This is a genomic window from Streptomyces sp. NPDC059142 (assembly GCF_042755665.1).
Taxonomy (GTDB): Bacteria; Actinomycetota; Actinomycetes; order Streptomycetales; family Streptomycetaceae; genus Streptomyces.
In genome coordinates this window covers 1-5,646 of the sequence record NZ_JBHZDA010000183.1, presented here as the reverse complement: position 1 = coordinate 5,646, position 5,646 = coordinate 1, and the positions used below count along the sequence as shown (strand labels likewise).

Genomic DNA, 5,646 nt, shown 5'->3' with positions numbered 1-5,646 from the left:
CATAAAACGCCGTCACAAACGCCACCGGAACCGACGCCGCCTCCACCAACGACCACCCCACAGGAACCCCCACCACCACCCGCTCATCCACCACGGTGAACGATCCGAACCAGTTGGAGCCCAGTCCCATCACGCGGTCGCCGACGGCCACCGTGGACACGGCGGGGCCGATCTCGGTCACGACACCGGCGCCCTCGCTGCCCATGTGGGCGTTCTCCGCGTCCGGGTACTCGCCCAGGGAGATGAGCACGTCGCGGAAGTTGACGCCCGCGGCACGGATCGCGACGCGGATCTCGCGCTCGCCCAGCGGCCGGACCGCCGCGTCGGTGGAGACCGGGGCCAGGCCGTCGAGGGCGGCTCCGGGGGTGGTCCGCAGGTGCCAGGAGCCGTCGGGCAGGTCGGGCTCGGCGGGGGCCGTGGTGAGCTGCGGGACGCTCGTCTCCCCGCGCCGGAGCGCGAGTTGGGGTTCCCCGGTGCGCAGCGAGGCGGGCAGGGCGTCGATCGAGGCGGGGTCGTCGTCGAGGTCGACGAGGACGAACCGGCCGGGGTGTTCGACCTGTGCGGACCGCACCAGGCCCCAGACGGGCGCGGCGACCAGGTCCGGTACGTCCTCCCCGGCGCGCGCGGCCACGGCTCCGCGGGTGACGACGACCAGCTTGCTCCCGGCCGCGGCGAACGTCTCGTCCGCCAGCCAGGACTGCAGGAGCGTCAGCGCGCGGCCGGCGGCGGACAGGGTCTCCTCGGCGGTGTCCGCACCGGTGCCCGGGCGGGCGCCCGCCAGTACGTACTGCGGCGCCGGGTGCCTGCCGTCGGCGGTCCGTGCGGCGAGGGCGGTCAGGTCCTCGTGGCGCGTCGCGAGGCGGTCGAGGCCGGGGCCGTCCGTCCCGAGGACGGCGAGGGCCGGGGCCGCGGCGGCGGGCTCGTGGTCGGCGGGCGCCGAGGGTACGGGCGTCCAGTGGACGCGGTGCAGGTATCCGTCGCCGCTTCCCGCGGCGACGGTGGCTCCGGTGACGGCCTCTTCGAGGGGGCGGGTCACCAGCGTCTCGGCCGAGGCCACGGGCCGGCCGGTGTCGTCCGCGACGAGCACGGCCATGCCGCCTCCGTCGACCGGCGTGAGCCGCACCCGCAGGGCCGTGGCCCCGGTGGCGTACAGGGACACACCGGTCCACAGGAACGGCAGCCGTACGGAGGAGAGGTCGTCCGCGCAGGCCGGCCAGGCGTGCAGGGCGGCGTCCAGCAGCGCCGGGTGCAGGCCGAAGCCGTCCCCGGCCAGGTGTGCCCCGTCCGGCGGGGTGACCTCGGCGAAGATCTCCTCGCCCCGGCGCCAGACGGATCCGAGGCCGCGGAAGGCGGGCCCGTAGTCCAGCCCGGCGGCGGCGAGCCGCTCGTACAGGCCGCTCGTGTCGACCTCGCGGGCACCGTCGGCCGGGGGCCAGGCGTCGAGTCCGGCGGGTTCGCCGTGGTCGCCGGGGCCGGCGAGCGCGGCACGGGCATGCCGGGTCCAGATGCCCTCGGTGCCGCAGGCGTACACGCTGACGTCACGCCGGCCGTCGTCCCCCTCCGGCCCGCCCACGCTCACCTGGACGCGCAGCGGTGCGCCGTCGGCGGGGAGCACCATCGGGGATTCGAGGCTGAGTTCTCCGAGCCGGTCGCAGCCGACGGCGTCACCCGCGCGCAGCAAGGTCTCGACGAGGGCGGTGCCGGGGACGACGGCCCGGCCCCGCACGGTGTGGTCGGCGAGCCAGGGGTGGGTGCGCAGCGACCAGCGGCCGGTGAAGAGGTGGCCGTCGCAGTCGGGCAGCGGCACGCCCGCCTCGATCAGCGGGTGTCCGACGGGTTCCATGCCGGTGGCCGCGGCGTCGGCGGCGGGCGTGGTCGGGTCGAGCCAGTGACGGCGCCGCTGGAAGGCGTACGTCGGCAGGTCGACGCGGTGCGCGCCGGCCGCGTCGAACGCGCGGGCCCAGTCCACGGGTGCCCCCGCGACGTATGCCTCGGCGAGGGAGCTGAGCAGCCGGGCCTCACCGCCGTCGTCGCGGCGCAGCGTTCCGACCACCGACACGTCGCTGCCGTGGTCCTCGGCGGTCCGCTCGACACCCGGGATCAGAACCGGGTGCGGGCTGACCTCGACGAAGTGGCGGTGGCCGGCGTCGAGCAGGGCACGGACGGCGTCCTCGAAGCGGACCTGGGAGCGGAGGTTGCGGTACCAGTAGGCGGCGTCCAGTTCCGTCGTGTCGATGTCCGTGGCGGTCACGGTGGAGAAGAACGGCACCTCGGAGGGGCGCGGGGACACCCCGGCCACCGCTTTCTCGACGTCGGCGCGGATCTCCTCGACGTGCGCCGAGTGGGAGGCGTAGTCGACGGGGATCCGGCGGGCGCGCACGCCGTCGGCCTCGTAGGCGGCGAGCAGTTCTTCGAGCGCGCCGGCGTCGCCGGACACCACGAGGTGCGAGGGTCCGTTGACCGCCGCGACGGACAGGGCGCCCCGGTAGGAGTCGACGACGCGTCGTACGTCGTCCTCCGGTGCGCTGACGGAGACCATGCCGCCGCGGCCGGACAGCGCCGTCAGCGCGCGGCTGCGCAGGGCCACCACCCGCGCCCCGTCCTCCAGGCTCAGCGCACCCGCCACCACCGCGGCCGCGATCTCACCCTGGGAATGCCCGACCACCGCGGCGGGACGCACGCCGAACGACTCCCACACCGCCGCCAGCGACACCATCACGGCCCACAGCGCGGGCTGGACGACGTCCACGCGGTCCAGCCCGGGTGCGCCCCGTGTTCCGCGCACCACGTCGGGCAACGACCATTCGACGAACGGCTCCAGGGCCGCGGCGCAGGCCGTGAAGTGCTCCGCGAACACCGGTGAGGAGTCCAGCAGTTCCACCGCCATGCCCGCCCACTGCGAGCCCTGGCCCGGGAAGACGAGGACGGGGGCCTCGTCGCCCGGGGCCACTGCGGTGAGGAGCTCCGTGGGTTCCTGGCCCGTCGCGTGGCGCCGCAGCCGGGTCACGGCATCGGCGCGGTCGGGAGTGAGGAGCACCGCTCGGTGGTCGAAGGCGGCGCGGGCGGTGGCCAGGGTGAGGCCGATGTCGGCGGGTGTGTGGCCGGGGTGTCGTTCGGCGTGGTCGGCGAGGCGGCCGGCCTGGTCGCGCAGGGCCGCCGCGGACTTGGCCGACAGAACCCAGGGCACCAGCGGCAGGGGCCGCGTCGCGGCGGGTTCCTCCGCCGGTGCCGGTCGTGGAAGCGGAGGTTCTTCGACGAGGACGTGGGCGTTGGTGCCGCTGATGCCGAACGAGGACACTCCGGCCCGGCGCGGACGCTCGCCCCGCGGCCAGGGGACGGGGCTGGTGAGGAGGCGCAGAGCGCCGGTGGACCAGTCGACGTGCGGTGAGGGCTCGTCGGCGTGGAGCGTACGCGGCAGTTCGGCGTGGTGCAGAGCCAGAACGGTCTTGATGACGCCGGCGACACCGGCGGCGGCCTGGGCGTGGCCGATGTTGGACTTCACCGACCCCAGCCACAACGGCCGCTGCGGGTCCCGTCCCCGACCGTATGTCGCCAGCAGCGCTCCGGCCTCGATCGGGTCGCCCAGCTTCGTGCCCGTGCCGTGCGCCTCGACCACGTCCACGTCCGAGGTCCCGAGGCCCGCGTCCGCCAGCGCCGCGCGGATCACCCGCTGCTGCGCCGGACCGTTCGGGGCGGAGAGGCCGCTGCTGGCACCGTCCTGGTTGACGGCGGTGCCGCGGATGACGGCGAGGACGCGGTGTCCGTCGCGTTGGGCGTCGGAGAGCCGTTCGAGGCAGAGCATGCCGGCGCCCTCCGCCGGGCCGAAGCCGTCGGCGTCGGCGGAGAAGGGCTTGCAGCGGCCGTCCGCCGCCAGTCCGCGCTGTCGGCTGAACCCGATGAAGGTGCCGGGGGTGGGCATGACGGTGATGCCGCCGGTGAGGGCGAGGTCGCACTCGCCCTGACGGAGCGAGCGGACGGCCAGGTGCAGGGCGACGAGGGAGGAGGAACAGGCGGTGTCCACCGTGATGGCGGGTCCCTGGAGACTGAGGGCGTAGGCGATGCGGCCGGACACGATGCTGGTGGTGCTGCCGGTCATCAGATGTCCCTCGGCGCCGTTGGCGGCGTGCAGGGGCGGCCCGTAGTCGAGGGCGACGGCTCCGACGAACACTCCGGCGTCGCGGCCCTTCAGGGAGGCGGGGTTCATGCCGGCGCGCTCGACGGCTTCCCAGGACGCTTCGAGCAACAGGCGCTGCTGCGGGTCCATGGCCTCGGCCTCGCGCGGGGAGATGCCGAAGAACTCGGCATCGAAGTCGCCCGCGTCGTGCAGGAAGCCGCCCTCGCGGACATAGGTGCGGCCGGGGGCGTCCGGGTCGGGGTCGTGGACGCCCTCGGTGTCCCAGCCCCTGTCCTCCGGAAAGGGGGTGATGGCGTCGACGCCGTCCCGGACGAGGTGCCACAGGTCCTCGGGGGTGGTGACGCCGCCGGGGTAGCGGCACGCCATCCCGACGATCGCGATGGGTTCGTGGGCCAGGGCCTCGATCTCGCGCAGACGCCCCCGGGTCTGGTGCAGGTCGGCCGTCACCCGGCGCAGGTAGCCGAGGAGCTTGTCTTCTTCCGGCATCAGGGCCTCACATGGTGTCGCTGGCGGTGGCAGGGGGTCGCTGGGCGCCGGGAGAGCGCCGGTGGTGGTCAGCCGGAGCCGAATTCCCGGTCGATGAAGTCGAACAGCTCGTCGGCCGCCGCAGACTCCAGCTGGTCGGCCACGTCATCCGTACCGGTCCCCCGCGCGGGGGCCGGAGCGGTGGTGTCCGGACGGCCGGGGCCGGTGTCCGGTCCCGCCTCCTCGTCGTCCGCCGGGTTCGCCGACAACTCCTCGGCGAGGTGTTCGGCGAGGCGGAGGGCATCGGGATAGTCGAAGATCAGGGTCGCGGGCAGGATCAGGCCGGTCGCGTTCTTGAGCCTGTTGCGCAGTTCGACCGCGGTGAGCGAGTCGATGCCGATGTCCTGGAATCCCCGGTCGGCGGGGACCGCGGCGGCCGACTCGTAGCTCAGGACGATCGCGGTGTGTTCCCGCACGACGCGCAGCAGGGCCTGTTGCCGCTCGTTACGTCCCAGTCCCGCGAGCCTCTGGGACAGCGGTACGCCGTCCGGCCGGCCGCCGTTCCTCTCGGAAGCGACAGTGCGGCGTCGGGGTGTGGTCGGCTGGCGGATCAGGGCGCGGAACATGGGATGGGCGGACGCGTCGCTCGCACCGGCCGACCCGAAGTCGAGCCGGGCAGCCAAAAGCAGACTCTCCGACGACACCACGGCACGATCGAACAACTCCAGCCCCTGCGCACTGGACATCGGCACCACACCCATCCGACCCATCCGCGCCAGATCACCCTCCCCCAAACCCCCCGTCATCCCACTCCGCTCCCCCCACAAACCCCACGCCACCGACACACCCGACAACCCCCGAGCCCGCCGATACGCCGCCAACGCATCCAAAAACGCATTCCCCGCCGCATAATTCGCCTGCCCCGCACCACCCAACACACCCGCCGCAGAAGAAAACAACACAAACAACCCCACCTCAGAACCCGCCACCTCATGCAAATTCCACGCACCCGCCACCTTCGCCGCCAACACCCCCCGCAACCGCTC

The 5,646-nt window shown here is 73.9% G+C and carries 2 protein-coding genes; both read right to left on the bottom strand.

Features of this window, described 5'->3' with window-relative positions; genetic code table 11:
* Window positions 1-4,621 (bottom strand): beta-ketoacyl synthase N-terminal-like domain-containing protein (locus tag ACFXPK_RS32370; protein WP_385080724.1); only part of this gene is annotated, 4,621 nt, incomplete at its 3' end.
* A gap of 68 nt (window positions 4,622-4,689) precedes the next feature.
* Window positions 4,690-5,646: beta-ketoacyl reductase (locus tag ACFXPK_RS32365; protein ID WP_385080722.1), on the bottom strand; the 957-nt coding region annotated here is incomplete at its 5' end.